Origin of the sequence: Novosphingobium sp. LASN5T (assembly GCF_003856955.1) — a bacterium.
In the GTDB taxonomy this organism is placed as follows: Bacteria; Pseudomonadota; Alphaproteobacteria; order Sphingomonadales; family Sphingomonadaceae; genus Novosphingobium.
The window spans coordinates 1-16,828 of record NZ_RQSI01000016.1; the positions used below are offsets into that span (position 1 = coordinate 1).

The 16,828-nt window shown below is 60.9% G+C and carries 22 protein-coding genes; 16 read left to right on the forward strand and 6 right to left on the reverse strand.

The genetic code is table 11. From position 1 onward, the window contains the following. The first annotated feature begins 125 nt into the window (after positions 1-125). The 6 genes from EH199_RS12140 (at position 126) to EH199_RS12165 (ending at position 3,765) form a co-directional block, all read left to right on the forward strand. On the forward strand, positions 126-362 hold the full coding sequence (locus tag EH199_RS12140; RefSeq protein ID WP_370449687.1) for a zincin-like metallopeptidase domain-containing protein: 237 nt from the start codon (positions 126-128) through the stop codon (positions 360-362). 11 nt (positions 363-373) lie between these two features. Next, a complete protein-coding gene (locus EH199_RS12145) occupies positions 374-805 on the forward strand; it encodes a hypothetical protein (RefSeq protein ID WP_124809549.1) in 432 nt (143 codons plus the stop codon). Positions 806-1,096: 291 nt separating this feature from the next. Next, the gene (locus EH199_RS12150) at positions 1,097-2,050 is read left to right on the forward strand and encodes a DUF2493 domain-containing protein (RefSeq protein WP_124809643.1); all 954 of its coding nucleotides are present in this window, start codon (positions 1,097-1,099) and stop codon (positions 2,048-2,050) included. A 122-nt stretch (positions 2,051-2,172) separates the two neighbouring features. Then, positions 2,173-2,634 (forward strand): DUF6878 family protein, encoded by a 462-nt coding sequence (locus tag EH199_RS12155; protein ID WP_124809550.1) that lies wholly within the window; start codon positions 2,173-2,175, stop codon positions 2,632-2,634. Between the two features lie 10 nt (positions 2,635-2,644). Beyond that, positions 2,645-3,073, forward strand: a complete 429-nt coding sequence (locus EH199_RS12160) for a hypothetical protein (protein ID WP_124809551.1) — start codon at positions 2,645-2,647, stop codon at positions 3,071-3,073. 302 nt (positions 3,074-3,375) lie between these two features. Continuing rightward, positions 3,376-3,765 carry a single-stranded DNA-binding protein gene (locus EH199_RS12165; protein ID WP_007688363.1) on the forward strand — a complete coding sequence of 130 codons (390 nt, stop codon included), beginning with the start codon at positions 3,376-3,378 and terminating at the stop codon, positions 3,763-3,765. Positions 3,766-3,880: 115 nt separating this feature from the next. Here EH199_RS12165 and EH199_RS12170 read toward each other — a convergent pair whose 3' ends face one another. Next, the gene (locus tag EH199_RS12170) at positions 3,881-4,111 is read right to left on the reverse strand and encodes a DUF6437 family protein (RefSeq protein WP_124809552.1); all 231 of its coding nucleotides are present in this window, start codon (positions 4,109-4,111) and stop codon (positions 3,881-3,883) included. Between the two features lie 568 nt (positions 4,112-4,679). On the opposite strand from EH199_RS12170, the gene EH199_RS12180 reads away from it, so the two are divergent. The 6 genes from EH199_RS12180 to EH199_RS12205 all read left to right on the forward strand — a co-directional run bounded on the left by EH199_RS12180 (position 4,680) and on the right by EH199_RS12205 (position 9,549). Then, positions 4,680-5,141: a transcriptional regulator gene (locus EH199_RS12180; RefSeq protein WP_124809554.1), complete on the forward strand. Its 462-nt coding sequence runs from the start codon at positions 4,680-4,682 to the stop codon at positions 5,139-5,141. Between the two features lie 45 nt (positions 5,142-5,186). Then, positions 5,187-5,423, forward strand: a complete 237-nt coding sequence (locus EH199_RS12185) for an AlpA family transcriptional regulator (protein WP_124809555.1) — start codon at positions 5,187-5,189, stop codon at positions 5,421-5,423. An 89-nt stretch (positions 5,424-5,512) separates the two neighbouring features. Continuing rightward, positions 5,513-6,451: a hypothetical protein gene (locus EH199_RS12190; RefSeq protein ID WP_124809556.1), complete on the forward strand. Its 939-nt coding sequence runs from the start codon at positions 5,513-5,515 to the stop codon at positions 6,449-6,451. Between the two features lie 242 nt (positions 6,452-6,693). Then, positions 6,694-7,548, forward strand: a complete 855-nt coding sequence (locus EH199_RS12195; RefSeq protein ID WP_124809559.1) for a hypothetical protein — start codon at positions 6,694-6,696, stop codon at positions 7,546-7,548. 114 nt (positions 7,549-7,662) lie between these two features. Next, positions 7,663-8,028 carry a hypothetical protein gene (locus tag EH199_RS12200; RefSeq protein WP_124809561.1) on the forward strand — a complete coding sequence of 122 codons (366 nt, stop codon included), beginning with the start codon at positions 7,663-7,665 and terminating at the stop codon, positions 8,026-8,028. A 45-nt stretch (positions 8,029-8,073) separates the two neighbouring features. Continuing rightward, positions 8,074-9,549 (forward strand): ADP-ribosylglycohydrolase family protein, encoded by a 1,476-nt coding sequence (locus EH199_RS12205; protein ID WP_124809563.1) that lies wholly within the window; start codon positions 8,074-8,076, stop codon positions 9,547-9,549. A gap of 34 nt (positions 9,550-9,583) precedes the next feature. Here EH199_RS12205 and EH199_RS24675 read toward each other — a convergent pair whose 3' ends face one another. The 3 genes from EH199_RS24675 to EH199_RS12220 form a co-directional block, all read right to left on the reverse strand. Continuing rightward, positions 9,584-9,961, reverse strand: coding sequence for a DUF6768 family protein (locus EH199_RS24675; protein ID WP_223806635.1), 378 nt, complete (start codon positions 9,959-9,961; stop codon positions 9,584-9,586). Further along, the gene (locus EH199_RS12215) at positions 9,951-10,571 is read right to left on the reverse strand and encodes an RNA polymerase sigma factor (protein ID WP_190287247.1); all 621 of its coding nucleotides are present in this window, start codon (positions 10,569-10,571) and stop codon (positions 9,951-9,953) included. The genes EH199_RS24675 and EH199_RS12215 overlap by 11 nt, the downstream gene beginning before the upstream one ends. An 81-nt stretch (positions 10,572-10,652) precedes the next feature. Next, positions 10,653-11,135, reverse strand: coding sequence for a hypothetical protein (locus EH199_RS12220; RefSeq protein ID WP_124809569.1), 483 nt, complete (start codon positions 11,133-11,135; stop codon positions 10,653-10,655). A gap of 302 nt (positions 11,136-11,437) precedes the next feature. On the opposite strand from EH199_RS12220, the gene EH199_RS12225 reads away from it, so the two are divergent. Next, entirely contained in the window at positions 11,438-12,406 is a 969-nt protein-coding gene (locus EH199_RS12225; RefSeq protein ID WP_124809571.1) for a serine hydrolase, read from the forward strand. Here EH199_RS12225 and EH199_RS12230 read toward each other — a convergent pair whose 3' ends face one another. Beyond that, positions 12,407-13,099, reverse strand: coding sequence for a response regulator transcription factor (locus EH199_RS12230; protein ID WP_124809573.1), 693 nt, complete (start codon positions 13,097-13,099; stop codon positions 12,407-12,409). Then, positions 13,096-14,673: an ATP-binding protein gene (locus tag EH199_RS12235; RefSeq protein WP_124809576.1), complete on the reverse strand. Its 1,578-nt coding sequence runs from the start codon at positions 14,671-14,673 to the stop codon at positions 13,096-13,098. Before EH199_RS12235 ends, EH199_RS12230 begins: the two co-directional genes overlap by 4 nt. An 80-nt stretch (positions 14,674-14,753) precedes the next feature. Between EH199_RS12235 and pal the strand changes: the two genes are divergently transcribed. From pal to nhaA, 3 genes are read left to right on the forward strand one after another with little or no spacing between them, the layout of a single operon-like run. Beyond that, positions 14,754-15,278 (forward strand): peptidoglycan-associated lipoprotein Pal, encoded by a 525-nt coding sequence (pal, locus tag EH199_RS12240; protein ID WP_124809578.1) that lies wholly within the window; start codon positions 14,754-14,756, stop codon positions 15,276-15,278. Positions 15,279-15,306: 28 nt separating this feature from the next. Continuing rightward, complete coding sequence (locus tag EH199_RS12245) at positions 15,307-15,582, forward strand: hypothetical protein (protein WP_124809580.1); 276 nt, start codon at positions 15,307-15,309, stop codon at positions 15,580-15,582. Positions 15,583-15,626: 44 nt separating this feature from the next. Further along, on the forward strand, positions 15,627-16,811 hold the full coding sequence (gene nhaA, locus EH199_RS12250; protein WP_124809581.1) for a Na+/H+ antiporter NhaA: 1,185 nt from the start codon (positions 15,627-15,629) through the stop codon (positions 16,809-16,811). Positions 16,812-16,828: the final 17 nt, after the last annotated feature.

Here is a 16,828-nt window from a genome sequence, read left to right on the forward strand (position 1 = left end):
AGCAAGGCGCAGGCGGCCGCCGACTGGATGCACGCCCAGCAGCCCCAGCCTGAGGAGATCGCCGCATGATCCGCGCCCCGAAAATTTGCGGTGGAAGTCACATTAGGGCTGGACTGTCAGGATATGTGGCCGAACTCGCAAGCGCCATGCTGGGCGCCGAGCTGGGGCTGCCGGTCACGCACCTCGATAGCCACGCAAGCTATATCGAGCATTGGCTCAAGCTTCTAAAGGATAACGACCGCGCCATCCTGACCGCTGCAGCCAAGGCCGAAGAAGCCGCGAGCCTGCTGCTGAAGCTCGGCGGCAGGGTCACCCTCGCGCAGTTCGACGACGCGTCAGACGACGCTGCGCTCGCGGCCTGAGGGAGGATATCATGGGCCGATCGGTCAGCTATCCCAGCGGCGCAATCGTCGCCTTCACAGTGCTTGAGGTCGAAGCCGAGGACGACTGGGAATTCGAGTACGAATGGCTGCGTGACGATCTGTGCGAGCGGGCCGCCAAAGCCTTCCCGTCGCTGATCCCGCACGACGGCTGGCGCGGACGCGAGGACCGGATCCTCATGCGCAATGCCTATGCGGATTTCGGTGTATCGGTCTATGGCGGGCTAGTGGCTGTCTGGATAGCGGAACGCGATGACGGCGCCTATTGGGACGCCGATTGGCGCACAGCCCGGTCACCACGGGCACAGCGCTGGCTGTCCCAGATCGCATCCCGCTTCGATGCCATGTTTGGCGACTATGACTGCCTCGGGCACATGTCGAACGGCGAGGGGGTCTACACCAAACGCGCAGCTTGCGGCCTGTGAGTTGGTTGGTCGCGGCGCTGGGTTGCCATCCCTGACTGCACTTTGCCGGCCGCTCATGGTCTGTCGCCATGCGAGAGAGGCCCTGGGCCAGCCGCCAGTCTTGCGCAACCCGGCTTGGGCGGGCCCGTGTTGGCCTTCGCCCTTCGGGCTCAAGGCCTGCCCGCGCCAGCCCGCCAAGCCGGGTTTCCCCTCGCGGGTGCGCAATCCTGCCTGAAGCTGGCCCTGACGGGCTCTCGCTGGCGCAGCCATGAACGGGTGCGTCGGCCTCACACCAGTCAGGAGGACTTCCCCATGCACACGTCATTTACCGATCAACTCGCCGGGCTCGATCTCGCCGGCTTCTCAATTGGACCCGCTCCGCTATCGACAAGCGATTTCCCGGTCCGGGAGGCGGTTGTCCAAACCCTCGAAGCGGTCTGGTCCGATCTTTTCGCCATGGTGTCCGGGACCGCTCTTGAAGCCGACGCCGAGGATCTTGGCTGGGCCTTCGTCAACATCTTCCATCGTTCGGCGGAACGCAAATCATCGGCTCTCGACCGGGCGACCGACGAGGTCCGTGCGCTGATTGCGACGGCCGATGGCTCCGAGGTTCACACACATGAACTCGAGACCCAGGTCGAGCGGGCGCAATGTGCCGAAAGCGCGATGCTGGCGCTTGAAGAGATGCGCGAGGTCGCCGCAGCCTTGTACCTCAACGAGTTCGGTTCCTCCTGGAAGCCGGTCTCCAGTTCTCGCTTCAACCACAGCGTCATGCTGACTTCCGCACTCGTCGAAGGGCGCGACTTCCTGCGCGCCCGTGCCGAGGCCAAGCGCCGTGCGGCAGTGCCCGAAGGAACCCCTGTCGTGTTCGCTGGCGGGCGCACCCGTCATGCGACCGAAGACGATGCACTGACCTTCGGCAACAACGTCTGGGCAACGCTCGACAAGGTCCGCGACCGCGTGCCCGACATGGTGCTCATCCATGGCGGCGACACCAAGGGCGTCGACCGCCTGGCATCGAGCTGGGCCGAACGGCGCGGCATCCCACAGGTCACGTTCTCGCTCGATATGCGCCTGGGTGCCCGTGCCGGATTCAAGCGCAACGAGCGTATGCTCTCCCTCGATCCGCGTTACATCATCGCCTTTCCGGGCAATGGCGTGCTCGAACGTCTGGTCATCGAAGCCAAGGCCCGGCGTATCACCGTGGTCGATCGGCGCGGGCCCCTGGGCACCAATCCGAAGAGCACTTCGGCAGGCACTGACTGAGGTCATGCCGGTCCTCGCGCCAGCGCCGGGTCGGCGCTGGCGTCGTCCGTCAGAGGAAAGGCGCGCGCCTGTCGATTGGAGCCAGCGAATGGCCGTTGGCTTCAGTTACCAGGAGGCATTCCATGATCGATATCGAGGCTGTGATGGCTGACTTTGCCGTTCGCCAGGCCGAGCGGCAAGTGCAAGTGACCGAAGAAATCCAGCAGCTCAAGTCAGCCATTCTTCCGCGCTTGCAGCAAGCTGGCATCGCCCGCGTCGAGATCCGCTTTGACGGATGCGGCGACAGCGGGGCAGTTGAAGAATGTGCATGCCTCGATGCAGCCGGCGCAGCGATCCCGTGCCCGGAAGTCTACCTCATGGAAGGCGAAGCAGACAGCCTTGATTGTACCGGTTCCGAAGAGCAGCAATCGCTTGGGCAGGCCCTCGAGCAGCTGACCTATCTGGCCCTCGAACGTCATCATCCTGGCTGGGAGATCAACGATGGTGCCTACGGCGAGCTTGTGATCGATGTGGCTGAAGCGACCTTCGTGCTCGACTGCAGCCTGCGTTTCACCGCGACCGATGATCACTCGACCGAGCTCTAGGAGACCAGGCATGGCCCACTGCTACTACCACGCCCTCTCGTCGGTCCGAAAATGGGGCGGCACGGTCGATGACTATCTCCCGCTGCACCAATGGTTCGACCAGTCGAAGGCAATCCTCGCCGACCCCCGGCACCGCGCGCTACGGCACCATGCCGAGGGGATATTCATGCTCGAAACGATCTTTGGCGAGACCCTCGTCAACGCCGACGGCCGGGTCGTTCCGGTGCGTCTGGTCGGCGAACAGCACGTACGCGAAGACCTGGGCTCGATCCCCTCCTTTGCTGATTGGGCGCGCTTGATCACGCCGCAGACCTGGATGCTTCGAGGCAACCCTCTAGACGGCGCTGAAGGGGTGACGATCGATATGCCTCTCCCCGACGAAGCATCTTCGTCCAGGAATGAGCCACCGGTTGGAGGATCGGTCAGTATCGCGATCTAGGAAGGGGTTCTCCCGTGGAAGGTCGGGCAGGGATGATACAGCCAAGACCGGATGGAAACGAGGCAGGGCAAACCTGTTCAAGGCATCCAGCTCCATCCGGCTTCGATGCAAACCTGTCCCTGAATCACCCCCCGTCGAAACGCGCAACCCGGATCAGGTCCGGCCGAGTTGCCGGGCTGTGCCCGGCTGCCCGCACCACCCGAACCAGTTCCGGGTTCCCCTTCGGTGCGCTTCGCCATGGGGCGCTTCTGCTCGGGTTTGCAGCCGGGATGGACCCGGATTGCTCGATCAGGAGAAAGCCCATGACCAATCTCGTTATCCTCGTTGGCCGCATCGCTCGCGACCCCGAAACCCGCACCACCCAGGGTGGAACCAGCATCACCTCGATTTCCGTCGTGACGGACCGTCCCGCCCGCAAGGATGGCAAGACCTACAAGGACGAAAACGGCTACACCGCCAAAGACAGCGAATTCCACCGGATCACCTGCTTCAACGGCCTGGGCCAGAACGTCGCCAAGTATTGCACCAAGGGTCAGCTCGTGACGGTCGAAGGGCGCATCCACTACACCCAGTGGGAAGATCAGAGCGGCACCAAGCGCTACGGCTGCGAGATCATCGCCGACAAGGTCGACTTCCTCACCAAGGGCCGCTCAGGCAGCAACGAAGGTGCTCCCGATATCGACGAGGACTGAATGTCCTTGCCTCACGACAAGGCCCCGGTGGCAGACGCCATCGGGGCCTTTTCTTTTATAGGCCTGCGATGCGGCGGCGCGGGGCATCGAACCCCTTGCCGCCGCGGGATGGGCCTTACGCGGGAGCAATCCGCTTCAGCGTTTCCTCGATCCCGAGCGCCATCGATGCGCGAACGATCTGGCGTAACTGTACCGGTTCGATCGTCTCCGCGCCGCACTCGATCAGCAGCTTTCCGAGTTCGGTCGCTGCTTCTTCGCGGAGACGAGCTTCCTCGTTCTCGAGTTGGGCACGCTGTTCACGCAGCTTCTTCAGCGCATCGCGGGCAGTGGGTTTGGACCTGGCCATAGTGCTTCCTTCTTGCTGGCCGTTGGTCCCCTCCGCTCTCGATCCTGGCACTGCGAGGGCATGTAGGTGAACTTCGTGAGGGCAGGGGTGAAGGTCGTGTCAGCGCCGGCATAGGCGGCGCTCGCCGCAAGCGCCGCGATTGCGACCGGGATGGCAATGTTGAGGGTCTTGCCGAGACCCTTGACGCTGGCGCGCCGGGGGAGGGTGAGAGACTGCATGTGAAGCTCCGGTTGGAGGGGTTGTCACAGCGTTCTTGCGTTCGCTGTGTGTTCCACATGCATCTAGGAAATGGTCGTAGGAAAGTGTCGAGCGGGAATCCCGCCTTGATGTGGAAGGATGCGGACGCATCTTTTGCAGTCCGACGCTCCAAACCAGCGATAAAGACGCTAAACCTGAAATTTTATGTCGGTAAATACCGTCGCAACTGACGGGATTCGGCGACGACTCGGGTAGAGGAACCGAGTTGCCTCAAAACGAGATGTTCCGCGTCTGTTCTTTTAATTTTCCTACATGGGATGCTTCGCGTTATGCCTGCGAGTCGCACCAGTGCAGAAGCTAGGAGACAACCATGTACCATCCAACCGCCGCCGCCAGACCAGCCAATGAAAGCCTGGCCCGCGTTCTTGCCCATGCGATCGAAGCCGCCGGCAAACCCCGCCACAGGATTGCCAATGAATGCGGCATGCATCGCGAGACCCTGCTTCGCCTTGCGCGCGGCGAGCGGCCTATCGGGCTCGACGAAGCAGCACGTGTGCTCTCCGCCTGTGGAGCGCACCCCCGCGCATCGATGATTCTCGCGCTCGCCGGGCAGGAAGATCTCGCTTGCGAGTGGATGCATGGCGAGATGGGCGAATTTCTCGAAGAGTTCTTCACCAGCCTGCCCCTCCATCTGCAGCGGACGCTGGGACGCCGGATTGAGGATCTGCGGCCGCGGTGGGCTAACGGCACCTCACAGCTCGTGGCGCGAATGCTGGCCAAGCACATCGATGATTTTGTGGGCCGCGACATCGCAATGTCGCTGTCCCGGTAAATCCTTGAGTTCGGAGGGGACCGAACCTTGCGAATGAGACCAGCAATGCCGCATGCAACACAAGATGAAACGCAAACGCCTCAACCGCCCGAAGTGTTGCCGCCGGCACGGCTTTTACGCCTGCCGGAGGTTATCGCCCGCGTCGGACTACGCCGCTCCGCCATCTACCAGCGTATGAGCGAAGGGCGCTTCCCAAGGTCGCGATCGCTCGGCCCCAAATGCGCAGTTTGGGTTGAGGCAGAAATTGACGCTTGGATCGCATCGATCGCTGACACGCGGTAGGCGTGGATTTGTCATGATAGGTAACCTATCACGTTTCGCTTGACTCTTTGGTCATGATAGGTCACATATCATTTCCATAGGAGATCGGCATGGACATTCCCTCAATCGAGGCGCTTGAGCATAACTTGCGCGAGACACTCGTACTCAAGGCGGAAGAGCTCGCTGTACTCGCGGGCGGTGAAGTCGGCGCACGGTTGGTCGCCGAGTTAACGGGGGTGAATGACGTAAGCGGCGTTCCGACGGATTGGTTTGCAAGCGATGTCCAGTTGGCCCGCATCGACTTAGACCGCCTCGCCATCACGGCTTGCGTCCGAGATCTCCACGACCGACTACTTGCCCGGTCCTTGGGAATGCGTGTTGGCGATGGGTGGCTCTCCTGCAATGAGATCGAACAGGAAGCTCTCGATCCGATCGAACAGTTTCTTTCATCGCTGTCGCATGTCGCGTTAGCCGCATATGATTGGACTTCGAGCCGCAATGGCCCGCTCAAACAGCTCCTCCACCTGGGGAAGGCTTGGCATCATCTCCTCGAGGCACTCGATGCCGGGTCGCAGGGCGACTTTACTAGCGAACCATTGACTGTCACCGATGTTGCAAACCTTGCCGGGATAGAAGAGCGGTCGCTGCGCAATCGGGTCGGAAAGAACGGTCCGCTGCGGTCGGTCGAGCAGTATCGACAGCGAAAAAGTGCTGTCTCTCAGCGGGGCTTTGTTGCCATCAATCGCTTCGATGCGATCGATTGGCTTCTGTCGCGTCGCGGTTTCACGCTTGGAAGCCTCCGCCCTGGCCTACTGGCATCTCGGCTAGAGCAAATCTCCGACCCGGCCACGCGAACTCGCGCAGCGTTGATTGCGGGAATGGCTCTTGGTCAGAGGCTTGAGCTGATCTCCAATGAAACGGGCTGCGCCCTGGCTGATCTAAAGCTGCTGGCGGACGGCAACGGACCGCTCGCCGCCATCGATCCAGTCGTAACCTACGTCACGAGCTTCGACAGAGCCCGATTGTCCAACACCGCCCCAGCTGAATAGCCGGAGGGGCGATCGGGATGGCGCCCTTACGAGCGCCCGTGCGGCCGGCGACACGCTTCGCGCCGGATGAAACCAGGTCGGTTCACCTTTCCCGAGCCCGGTTTCCCTGAACGCGGGGACACGCGTGACAGCCGGAGAGACGGCATCCCATCCATTGCTGGAGGGCTCCGTTTGCCTCCACGATCAGCGAAAGTCTCTCCGATATGTACCGGCAATCTCTCCCCGATGGTGCCACCAGCCCAATGTCTCTCAATCAGAAGGCGATAGTTGCGGCTCGGCAGATCGCTGACTTCTTGGCGGCAATGAAAACCGACCAAGTCACGCGCGGCGTCGAAAATGGGTCATTCGTTTCCGACCAGCATTTCGGTCGCGGTAGGCATGGTGAGCTTGGCGCATTCTACTCACCGTTCGACTGGATCAACACCGATGCTGATATCGTCATCGTTGGCATAACGCCGGGCATGCGCCAGGCGGAGACTGCGCTTTTGCGGCTTCGCCAAAAGCTCCTTGGATCCCGGCTCGATGATCAGGCCATGGCCAGCGCACTAAGCGATGCGAAGAAGGCCGCATCGTTCGAAGGCCCAATGCGGAGCATCGCCGCGCAGCTTATGGATCATTTCGGGTTCAACAAGCTCTTCAACCTGGAAACTACAGCGGAGTTGTTTGGAACGGCTGCAAATCGCGCCCATTATACGTCGGTGTACCGCTACCCGGTTTTGAAGGAGAAGGGCCACCAATGGCGTAACTACTCCGGTGGCGAAAACCCAAAATCGAGAGCCAACCCGCTATTGGTGCGCTTCGTGGAGGAATATCTCATCCCCGAGCTCAATTGCTTCAAGAGAGCCTGGATCGTCCCGTTCGGGCCGACGCCCGCCGCCGTGCTCCATGATCTTGGCAAGCGAGGCATCGTCGACAAAGCCCGAATTCTCTCTGGCCTGAACCATCCCTCTGGCGAGCAATGGAATCGGCACAATTGTCAGCTGGACCGGGTCGATCATGCTGACTGCGCAAAAAATGTGGGCTGTGGGAAAGTGCAGGATCGCTCGCGCGCCCTTCGCAGCCGCATTACGGAATTGCTTGGACAGCAGAACGGTTAGCGGTGAATTTCGGCGGAGGACCATCTACCACCAGTCGAGACAGCTCGCTACCCGTTCACACCGCTTAGGAACGCGCTTCAAGTGGACGCTGGGAATAGTCGGTGGGATGCCTGTGTGAGCGGCATGTCACTTCAAGGCATTGATCCGACGATCATTGCGAACTTTCAGGAGGCAGTTCGCGCTGATTTGGCTCTGACATCTGCGATCGAGGAAATGATTTCGCTGTTTCCCCGCCGACAGCCCACTTACCCTGATGAAAAGCGATGGAAGCGCAATGACGTGATCGGGGCGCTGAGGGGCAAACTATCGCACGCCTGTGTCAGCGCCCTCAAGCCCGACCTCATCATCCTCGATGAATTCCAGCGATTTCGGGAACTGCTGCGCGGGGAAGGAGAACCAGCTGAGCTGGCACGGGCTCTGTTCGAGTACTCCGACGATACAGCCCCTTTGCGCCAACCAATGCCTGTAGGATGCCCTTAAGCACGTGCGACCGATAATGTCGTACATGGCTCATATCAAAGCGCCATGAGCAGAAATCTTCGAACAAGCACCACTGATCCGATCCAGATCCCAACCCTTTCGGCCGCGTCAGGACGCATCGGCATCTCCTTTTGTCCCGGTAAGCAAGGGCCTGCGCTCGCTGGCTTTGAGTGGAAGCGTGACCTTGCGGCGGATCTGGACGCGGTGCGTGAGTGGGGGGCCGCCGCTGTCGTCTCTCTTATTGAAAAGCACGAAATCGAGCTGCTGGGGGTCGCAGATCTGGAGACTGCGGTTGCTGCTCGCGGGATGGAATGGTTTCATCTCCCGATCCCCGACGTCACGGCGCCTGGGGAGGAATTCGAGCAACAATGGCACCAGTCCGGAGCCCAGCTGCGCAGTCTTCTCAACAACGGGGAGGGCATCTTTATCCATTGCCGGGGAGGGTTGGGCCGGGCCGGCACAGTGGCAGCGAGACTGCTCATCGAACTCGGCATCACAGGCGCCGATACCGCAATCGCCAAAGTACGACAGGTTAGGCCGGGCGCTATCGAGACGAGAGCGCAGGAAGATCACCTTCGAGCGATCGAGCGCATTTACGATCGGTCCATTGGATGTCTCATTGGTCTAGCGGTCGGTGATGCTTTGGGCACGACCCTCGAGTTCAAGCCGCGGGACACCTATCCCCACATCACAGATATGGTCGGGGGAGGGCCGTTCGGCTTGGACGCGGGGACTTGGACTGATGATACGTCTATGGGCCTTGCGCTTGGTGAGGCTCTGCTTGCCAGCGCAGCAAAGGGCTCGGTCTTCGAACCGGAAGAAGCACAACGGCGGTTCGTCAACTGGTGGCGGAACGGCGCTTTCAGCCCCATGGGCAGCTGCTTCGATATTGGCATTGCCACCTGCCAAGCCCTTGCTCGCTTCGAGGAAACTGGTGACCCGATTGCCGGCTCGACCGATCCGTATTCAGCAGGAAACGGCTCACTCATGAGGCTTGCGCCTGTTGCGATTTGGGGAATCCGGCGGGATCCTGCGGTCGTAACGCGAGTGGCCCGCCGACAGAGCATGACCACGCACGCTGCAGAGGCGTGCCTCGACGCTTGTGAAGCGTATGCTCTCGTCTTGAGGGCGGCGATCCTAGGCGCCGACTTTGATGCGGCCCTGGCGGTTCCAGCGGGCCGATATGGACCTGAGATCGGCCCAATCATGGCCGGTAGCTGGCGTGGGAAAACGCGGGATCAGATTTCAAGCAGCGGCTTCGTGGCGCACAGCCTCGAAGCAGCGATCTGGTCCGTTGCCAATACCACGAGCTTCGATGAAGCCGTGCTGTTGGCAGCTAACCTCGGTGATGATGCCGATACCACTGCTGCCATCGCCGGCCAGTTGGCCGGTGCGATTTATGGCGCATCTTCAATTCGGCAGACTTGGCTCGACAATCTGGCCTGGCGCGATGAGATTGAGGATCTCGCTCGCCGCTTGGCTTTCCCGACTGCTTCGCGGTTAGGCTATGCATTTCGCTGAAGGACTGAGCAGTTAGTCCCTGCTTTGATCAAGCCTATAACAGGTTCCGCTCCCGCGCCTGCAACGCTGTTAATTCAAGCTTGTGGATTTGGCCGATCAGCCTGTTAACGTGGATCACGGGCCATAGCGCTAGTTTGAGCATCAGCGACATTATCAGCAGCATTGCAGCAGGTAATCCCCATTTGAGCGCTGTAAGCGGGTCAGCTGCGGCGAAGAAGTGGATGGCAGCCCATGTGCCGAAGCCAAACAGAACCAGCTGTGCCACCATCATGACCAGGCTAACCCATCCCGTCTTGCCAGAGAAAATCTCGAGCAATTGCTCCATGTAGGGTGGCTCCTCGCTGAAGCTGCGGAGCAAGGCATCCTCCTCGGCGGCAATCGCGGCATCTATGGCGCGTTCGTTATCGGACATCTTCATCTCCTTGGAGAAATTGCGCCAGCTTGTGCCGGGCGTGCATCAGTCTGGTCTTGACGGTTCCCGCCGGGACATCGAGCGCAACCGCAGTTTCGGCCACGCTCAATCCCTCGTGGTAGAAGAGCGCGACCGCCGCTCTTTGCGTTGCGGGCAGTTTGGCGACGGCGCTTTGCAAATCTGCGATATCGGATGCAAAGCCATCCGCCATTCCATGATCGGTGACATCATCCATTTGCAGGCTGAAGGCCAGAGACCGGTCGGCTTGAAGTCCTGATATGTGCTGCGCACAACGCCGCGTCACAATGCGGTAGGACCATGCCGGGAAGGCGCGAGGGTCACGGAGTTGCCGGATGCCTCTCGCAATCTCCACCCAGGCGGACTGCGCCGCGTCCAGCGCTTGTTCGCGATGGCCGAGCAAGCGGAAGGCGTGAGCGACCAGTCTTGGGTGCCAATAGCGCGCGAGCTTCTCGAATGAAGCCCGGCATCCGGCACTGGCAAGCGTTGCCAGACGAGTACCCTCGTCATGCGTGACGCGGGTCATGGGTGATACCTGCTTCATGCCCTTAAGGTGGGCAGAAATGTCGTAACGGTTCAAACCTGCCGTCATGAGGACTCCATGAGGCATAAATTCCTCGGTTATGCCTCATGTAATAGGATTGGCTGGGCGGGTTCGATGTCGCAAGCCCAGTCAGCGACGGCAGGGTCGTCCTTCGTACTGGCGCCGATGGAGGCGATATTCGCGGCCATCCCATCGCTCGACAGGAAAACAGAAGCCCGGCCCACCAACTTCGATATCAGGCCAGCCCCCGGTGCCTTTGGTCGACAGAAAAGAAGCCATGCCGGTGCGCGAGACCATGAGCTTCCAGGTGCCGTCTGCCTGTTTGCTCACTAAATCGAAGCCCGTTCCCGTCATCCCGAAACAGAAAGAGCTGCCTTCGGTGATCACTGCCTCGGGGCGGCCGTCGCCGTTGAGGTCCTTGGCTTGCTCGATTGCACCCGGAGTGTAGCTGGCAGTCCCCGGATCATCGCATTTTCGCCATTGCGCCCCGACCCGCTTGTATCCGGCCGCGCGGAATGCCGCAGTCTTGTCCGCGTTAGACAAAGTTGACTGTGCGTTCGCGGACGACCCCGTCAGAACAAGGAGAGCGGAGAAAAAATAGGCAATCCTCATTGCACTGGTCTCCCTGAACATGCCGCCGCGATCCTGCTTCAGTACTCCCTACCTCAACGACCTGCAAAATTCGATGGCCGGCATCCATACTGAAGGGATCGTAGGGGGGATGGAGCCGACCATCGATTATGAGTTTGATCGTTGCATCGGCAGGATAGCAACGTGCCCAGTTATGGTTGTCCTCCCTGAGCATGCCTGTCGTAACGCAGGTACGGCAGCAGGACACCTAAAAAGCTCATAGTAACGCCTACGCGCAATCGGGCCGATTAGGGCGCCATGTTGAAGCACGGCACCCGTTAAACATGTTCTGGAAGAAATCATCGCCCAAGACACAGGCGGACAGAAAGCCTGTCCTGATCTGGGTGATCGGCTTGATCGGGCTTGCGCTTGCCATTGTTGCCCATTCCGTTTTCGGTAGTACAAGCCAGAATCTGAGGTCGCCCGTCGAAGACGCGGTTCCGGTCGTGCAGACCAGTACAGAACCTGCAGAAGTCCCGCCCGGGCTACAGACCGATCTTGAGCAGCTTGCTCGCAGGATGCCGGGCAAGAACGCGTTACTGGTAAGGTCCATCGATGAGCGCTGGACGGCGGGCTATCGGGGCGCGACAACCTATCCTCAAGGTAGCCTCCGCAGGCTCTGGCTAGGCGCCGCGCTGCTTGATGCCGTCGACCACGGCGAGCTCTCGCTTGACCAGCGGGTTCCCCTGTTGTCAGCAGGACGAAGCGGTGCAGGGCGCACCGAGGTCTTGCGCGCTTTGCTGAAGCGGGCGATTTCCGATGATGACCAGGCGGCACAGGACCATATTCTCGAGGGTCTGACAGGGCCGGCAGGCATGGCAGGCTGGCTCGAAGAGCGCGGTTTCGATGAAATTGCGTTCGGTTCTTCGTACCGGGAGATGGCCAGGCGCAAGCCAGCACCCACAGCAGTCACGGATGGCGCAACACCGGACGGCATTGCCTTCGCGCTGGGCGAGATCTTTGCCGGTCGCGCGCTCAAGGCGGCATCCACGCAGCTTCTGTTTGATCATTTCACCGGTGGACCAGAGTCCAGGAGTGCGACAGCTTCGGGATGGCAGGTCTTGCACTTGGTCGGATCATCGCCTGCAAATGGGCCGGTTACTTCGGCAAGTGCGGTGGCGGTGATCCGCTCGCGCGCCGGTCAGCGGTACGCGATTGTGGTTTTTTCTTCTGGCGCAGGGAATCCGGAGGCCAATCGAGACCGACTGCTATCCGACGCTGTTTCCGCTCTGGAGCGACGGGTAGGTCGGTAATCAGGCGGGATCGCGCACCATCAGTCGATAGCCAACACCCGGCTCTGTCACGATCAGTTCGGGCTCGGACGGATTTTCTTCAAGCTTCTGACGAAGCAATCCGATGTAGACACGCAGATATTGCAAGTCCGAGGTGGAATTGCCCCATCCGGCTGTCAGCAGGCGTTTGTGGGTGACGACCTGTCCGGCGTTGCGGGCAAGGGCGTGCAGCAACATGTATTCCTTCGGCGAGAGCTTGACGGTCTCGCCGAGCAGTTCGACCTCGCGTTTCCCGAAGTCGACTCGCAAGTCTCCTCCCTCGAAGACGGCCGCACTCGCGGCTTGCGACTGCAGCCGCCTCACTGCGGCCCGGATGCGGGCCATGAGTTCGCCGATTTCGAAGGGTTTGTTAACGTAGTCGTCGGCCCCTTCGTCGAGCGCGGCGATCTTTTCGGCTTCCTGGTGGCGCGCCGAGATCACGATGATCGGCACGGTGCTGGATTCGCGAATGATCCGGATCACTTCCTTGCCGTCCATATCCGGCAGGCCGAGGTCGAGGAGAACGACGTCGGGATCATGGGCGACCACGCCGCTGATCGCGGCATTGCCGTCAGGCGCGACGGTGACGGTATAGCCTGCGGCCTTCAATACGGGCTGCAGCACCGAGACGAGTGCGGGCTCGTCATCGACCAGCAAGACGTGGCCTTGGATCATGCTGCCGCCTCTTTGACGAGCGGCAAGGTGATGGTCACTGTCGTTCCTTTCCCGCCGAGTACTGGTGAGGTGATTGCAATCGATCCGTCAAAGGCTTCAACGAAACCCTTGGCGATCGCAAGACCAAGCCCGCTGCCCTGAGGCGAACTTTCCATCCGTTTAACCCGGTAGAACCGTTCAAAGACCCGCGATTGCTCACCCTCGGGTATCCCGCATCCCTGGTCGGTGACCGTGAGTATGCAATGATCGCGGTCGCTGTAGCCTTGCACAAGGATTGGGGTTGCCGGGGCACTGTAAATCACCGCGTTCTGGATGACGTTGGTGAGGGCAAGTTCGAACAAGGCTGTGTCCGCATTGACCAGGATTTCGGGCGCCGTCGCCGTAACGGTGATATCCCTTGTCCCGATCCGGGCTCGCAAGCGTTGCACCACCGAGCGGACGACGTCGTTAACGGACAACACCTGACCGGCAATGCTCGAACCGCCAGCTTGCAGACGACTCAGTTCGAGCAGGTTGGCAGTAAACCGATTGAGGCGGTCGCATTCATCGACAATGCCGCGCAGGAGAGTCTGCGAAGTATCGTTGTCCAGTCGGCTACCAAATTCGATGAGGCTCGACGCCGATGCGCTGATCGCGCCGAGGGGCGTTCGCAAGTCGTGGCTCACCGAAGACAGCAACGCCGACTTCAGCTCTTCTGTGCGTACGTTGGCCTGGGCCTCGGCAATGAGGGATGCGAACTGCGCTCGTTCGAGCGCCAATCCGACGAGGCTTGCCAGCGCTTCAAGAAAAGCGGGGTCAACCCGGGCACCGCTCACATTTTCGATGACGAGCGCACCGACGCACGAGCGGCTGCCATCGAGCCGGAAAGTCACGGATTGACCATCGTGAACGACGCTTTCACCTTCTATCGCCCGGCGCGCGAGCGCCAGCGCGGCAGGGCTCGGGTCCGAAGCGGCAAGTGCGTGAGCTGCGCCATCCTTGATGCCGTAGAGAGAGAGCCGGAAGCCGAGCCGTCCTGGTACGGTCGAGGCAAGCGCTGCATCGATTGCGGCAACATCGGGTGCTGCCTGCAACATGCGACTTGTTTCGAGCAGGCTTTCTAGCTGGAGGTTTGTGCGGCCCAGCTGGAATGTCTTGTCTTTAAGTCGGCCGGCCAACAGCCCCGACACAACCGCGCAGGCCGTGAAAATAAGTGGGGGTGCCAGATCATCGCCAGTCGACATGCGAAAGGTCAGGACGGGATCGGCGAGGAAGAAATTGAAGATCGCCGCGGCCAGGACCGATGCGATGAGCGCCGGTGTCAGGCCGGCGTTTGCGCCGACCAGGGTTATTCCCAGGACGAAGATCAGACCGGACGATACTTCGCCGTCAAGCAACGGCTTAAGCACCACGGCGAGAATAGACGTGACGATGAAAATGATTGCGGGCGCGCGCCATGAGCCAGCTTGCCGGATCGCACTGCGGCGTAATTCGTCACGGAAACTGGGTTCGGTCAGGACCTGCATAGCGACTTGGTTTTCGAGAACCTTTGCAAACTCATGCTCTTGTGCGCTGCGCTTCGCGCCGGCGTCCATGCATAAAAAACCTATAATACCCGGGTTCCCATAAACCGGGCTAGTGCTGCGTACAATTCACGGACAGGAGATCCACCCCCATGAACCGTACAGTTGCCTTTGCCCTGCTTGCCTCGAGTGCCCTTGCCCTTTCGGCTTGCGGTCAGAAGCGCGCACCTGAATCGCTGCCGCCGCAGCCCGGCGCCGAGACGCCCATGGCGGGCAACAATGGCGACTACGACGCTAACGGCAACTACATTGGTCCTGGCAGCCAGACTGACCTGCGCCGGTCGGCGGGCAATGACCGCGTCTTCTTCGATCTCGATTCTTACGGTCTCGATGATTCCGACAAGGAAACGCTGCGCCGTCAGGCAGCCTGGCTGGCGCAGTATTCGAGCGTCAACGTGACGATCGAAGGCCACTGTGACGAGCGCGGCACCCGCGAATACAATCTTGCGCTCGGCGAGCGCCGGGCCAACGCGGCCAAGAACTATCTCGCTTCCCTGGGGGTGTCTCCGAGCCGCATGTCGGTCGTTTCCTACGGCAAGGAGCGCCCCGAGGCGCTGGGTTCGGACGAGCAGTCGTGGGCACAGAACCGCCGGGCTGTCACCATGGTGATCCGCTGAAATCGCCAGGCTGCGCATGGCTATGGCGATGAACAGCAGCACCGAGCGCGCCTTCCAGAGGGCAAGAGAAATCCTGCGCAAGGAAGGCGCGCTCACTACGGCGGAGTGCGAGGAGCTTGAGACACTTCTGGACGAGGTGAGCGGGACCCAGTTCATGGCCCTGACCCAGGATCCCGAGCATCGCCGGGCTCTGAAGGCATACGATTGGCATACCCGGCGCCCTGCCATGCCAATCTTCATTACCCTGGTCGTGTTGCTCGCATTCAGCATCGCGATGGGCATTTACGTGAGTCTGCGCCACTAGCCCTACGGCTACCGGCAAGGGCTGGAATAATCGGGAAGTACACAATGAAGCAGCGCCTGCTTATCGGTCCCGTCCAGGCAGCGCGCGCGTTCTTCGCGACCGAAGCTGCTGGCGGCATCGTGCTGATTGCTGCCGCAATAGCGGCCATGGTCCTGGCGAACAGCCCGCTGGCTGCGGGTTACTTCGGGATTATTCATCACAAGCTTGGACCACTGAGCATCGGCCACTGGATTAACGATGCGCTTATGGCGCTGTTCTTCCTGCTGGTCGGCCTTGAGGTGAAACGCGAGCTGCTCGAGGGCGAGCTGTCTAGCTGGCAGGAGCGCCGACTACCCGGCCTTGCCGCGATCTGCGGCGTTCTCGTCCCTGCCTTGATCTATACGCTGTTCAACCGGAACAATCCGGCGGCGCATGCCGGGTGGGCAATCCCCACGGCCACCGACATCGCTTTCGCGCTGGCGATCCTCGCACTTGTCGGGAGCCGTGCGCCCGCTTCGCTCAAGATCCTGTTGACCGCCGTTGCGGTCATCGATGACCTGATCGCCGTCCTGATAATCGCCGTGTTCTACAGCGGCAGCATCGATTTGCTCCCACTGGCCGGGGCCTTCGCGGTGCTGGCCGTCATGATCCTGCTGAACTGGCTGCGCATCGGGTCGCTGACGCTGCGCCTTGTGCTGGCTGTTGCGGTCTGGTCAGGAATCCATGCTTCGGGCGTTCACGCCACGATAGCCGGGGTTCTCGTCGCCCTCGTCATTCCCCGGAAGGCCTTGTCGCCCAAGTCTGCCGATGAACCGGCGCTGCTCCACAGGCTGGAGCACGGCCTGCACCCGTGGGTTGCATGGCTGATCATTCCGCTGTTCGGCTTTGCCAATGCCGGCGTATCCCTCTCGGGCATCTCGCTGGTGGGTGAAACGCGCGACGTTGCGCTGGGCATCGGCATTGCCCTCGTCCTTGGCAAGATCATCGGCATTTTCGGTGCGATCCGTCTCGCCTGCGCTGCTGGTTGGGCTCGGCGGCCACGCGGCGCGAGCTGGCCTCAGGTCTTCGGTCTGGCCTGCCTCTGCGGCATCGGTTTCACGATGAGTCTGTTCATTGGCCTGCTTGCGTTCGGGGAAGGCTCTGCCTTTGGCGATGCAACGAAGATCGGCATTCTGGCCGGTTCGCTCGTCTCCGCTTTTGCCGGCTTCCTGGTCCTGCGCTTCGCGCAGCGGCCTGCTTCAACCCTTTGATCCGAGGTTTTCCCTGC

Bases quoted from the DNA above. Each gene is read 5' to 3' on its own strand.
- EH199_RS12230 (WP_124809573.1), bottom strand. From the start codon at position 13,099: ATGATCCAAGGCCACGTCTTGCTGGTCGATGACGAGCCCGCACTCGTC.
- nhaA (WP_124809581.1), top strand. From the start codon at position 15,627: ATGAAGCAGCGCCTGCTTATCGGTCCCGTCCAGGCAGCGCGCGCGTTC.
- EH199_RS12180 (WP_124809554.1), top strand. From the start codon at position 4,680: ATGTACCATCCAACCGCCGCCGCCAGACCAGCCAATGAAAGCCTGGCC.
- EH199_RS12205 (WP_124809563.1), top strand. From the start codon at position 8,074: ATGAGCAGAAATCTTCGAACAAGCACCACTGATCCGATCCAGATCCCA.
- EH199_RS12185 (WP_124809555.1), top strand. From the start codon at position 5,187: ATGCCGCATGCAACACAAGATGAAACGCAAACGCCTCAACCGCCCGAA.
- EH199_RS24675 (WP_223806635.1), bottom strand. From the start codon at position 9,961: ATGTCCGATAACGAACGCGCCATAGATGCCGCGATTGCCGCCGAGGAG.
- EH199_RS12155 (WP_124809550.1), top strand. From the start codon at position 2,173: ATGATCGATATCGAGGCTGTGATGGCTGACTTTGCCGTTCGCCAGGCC.
- pal (WP_124809578.1), top strand. From the start codon at position 14,754: ATGAACCGTACAGTTGCCTTTGCCCTGCTTGCCTCGAGTGCCCTTGCC.
- EH199_RS12190 (WP_124809556.1), top strand. From the start codon at position 5,513: ATGGACATTCCCTCAATCGAGGCGCTTGAGCATAACTTGCGCGAGACA.
- EH199_RS12225 (WP_124809571.1), top strand. From the start codon at position 11,438: ATGTTCTGGAAGAAATCATCGCCCAAGACACAGGCGGACAGAAAGCCT.
- EH199_RS12245 (WP_124809580.1), top strand. From the start codon at position 15,307: ATGAACAGCAGCACCGAGCGCGCCTTCCAGAGGGCAAGAGAAATCCTG.
- EH199_RS12150 (WP_124809643.1), top strand. From the start codon at position 1,097: ATGCACACGTCATTTACCGATCAACTCGCCGGGCTCGATCTCGCCGGC.
- EH199_RS12220 (WP_124809569.1), bottom strand. From the start codon at position 11,135: ATGAGGATTGCCTATTTTTTCTCCGCTCTCCTTGTTCTGACGGGGTCG.
- EH199_RS12160 (WP_124809551.1), top strand. From the start codon at position 2,645: ATGGCCCACTGCTACTACCACGCCCTCTCGTCGGTCCGAAAATGGGGC.
- EH199_RS12170 (WP_124809552.1), bottom strand. From the start codon at position 4,111: ATGGCCAGGTCCAAACCCACTGCCCGCGATGCGCTGAAGAAGCTGCGT.
- EH199_RS12235 (WP_124809576.1), bottom strand. From the start codon at position 14,673: ATGGACGCCGGCGCGAAGCGCAGCGCACAAGAGCATGAGTTTGCAAAG.
- EH199_RS12195 (WP_124809559.1), top strand. From the start codon at position 6,694: ATGTCTCTCAATCAGAAGGCGATAGTTGCGGCTCGGCAGATCGCTGAC.
- EH199_RS12215 (WP_190287247.1), bottom strand. From the start codon at position 10,571: ATGACGGCAGGTTTGAACCGTTACGACATTTCTGCCCACCTTAAGGGC.
- EH199_RS12145 (WP_124809549.1), top strand. From the start codon at position 374: ATGGGCCGATCGGTCAGCTATCCCAGCGGCGCAATCGTCGCCTTCACA.
- EH199_RS12165 (WP_007688363.1), top strand. From the start codon at position 3,376: ATGACCAATCTCGTTATCCTCGTTGGCCGCATCGCTCGCGACCCCGAA.